Source organism: Nocardia arthritidis NBRC 100137, from assembly GCF_001612765.1.
Classification (GTDB): domain Bacteria; phylum Actinomycetota; class Actinomycetes; order Mycobacteriales; family Mycobacteriaceae; genus Nocardia; species Nocardia arthritidis.
The window spans coordinates 1-1,176 of sequence record NZ_BDBB01000101.1 but is presented as its reverse complement, the minus strand read 5'-3'; the positions used below and the strand labels follow the sequence as shown (position 1 = coordinate 1,176).

The following is a 1,176-nucleotide window of genomic DNA, read 5'->3' as shown; positions in this document are numbered from 1 at the left end:
CGTTCGATCCGTATGACTACGGGTTTCACGAGGATCCGTATCCGACGTATCGGCGGCTGCGGGAGGAGGCGCCGCTGTATCGCAATGCGGATCTGGGTTTCTGGGCGTTGTCGCGGCACGCGGATGTGGTGGCGGCGTTTCGGGACAGTGTGCGTTTGTCGAGTGCCAATGGGGTGTCGTTGGATCCGGCGGCGTGGGGGCCGCATGCGCATCGGGTGATGTCGTTTCTGGCGATGGACGATCCGCGGCATATGCGGATGCGGCGGCTGGTGTTCAAGGGGTTCACCCCGAAGCGGGTCGCGGAGATGGAAGTCCGGATCCGGGAGTTGACGCTGTCGTATCTGGAACCGGCGCTGGCCGGTGTGGGTTTCGATTGGATCGATGAGGTCGCGGGCAAGTTGCCGATGGATGTGATCTCCGAGTTGATGGGGGTTCCGGGCGCGGATCGGGTGGAGATCCGCCGGTTGGCGGATCTGGTGGTGCACCGGGAGGATGGTGTGCTGGATGTGCCGATGGCGGCGGCGGAGGCGTCGATGACGCTGCTGGGCTATTACGCGGAGATGGTTTCGGAGCGTCGGCGTGCCCGGCGGGATGATCTGACTTCGGCGTTGCTGGATGCGGAGATCGACGGTGACATGCTCACCGATGAGGAGATCATCGGTTTCTTGTTCCTGATGGTGGTGGCCGGGAACGAGACCACCACGAAATTGTTGGGCAATGCGTTGTTTTGGGGGGCGCGTAATCCGGGGGAGTACGCGAAGGTCGTCGCGGATCCTGATCTGGTGGCCGACTGGGTGGAGGAGACGCTGCGCTATGACACCTCCAGTCAGATGGTCGCGCGTACTGCGATGGAGGACCTCGGCTACTACGACGGTGTGATTCCGGCGGGAGCGAAGGTGTTGCTGTTGATCGGTTCGGCCAATCGTGATCGCGCGGTGTTCGATGATGGGGACAGTTTCCGTATCGATCGTGCCGACAAATCCGGGCTGGCGAGTTTCGGTGCGGGGGTGCACTTCTGTTTGGGTGCGCATTTGGCGCGGCTGGAAGCGACCGTCGCGTTGCAGGAATTCGCCTCTCGCGTCACCGCTTTCGACATCGTGCCGGACGGCATCCAACGTGTTCATTCGTCCAATGTGCGTGGGTTCGCCCACCTTCCCATCACCGTGGAGACCCGAT

At 62.5% G+C, this 1,176-nt stretch carries 1 protein-coding gene; it reads left to right on the top strand.

The features are described 5' to 3' along the window. On the top strand, positions 1-1,176 hold a 1,176-nt coding region (locus NA8_RS32230; protein WP_063054050.1), incomplete at both ends, for a cytochrome P450.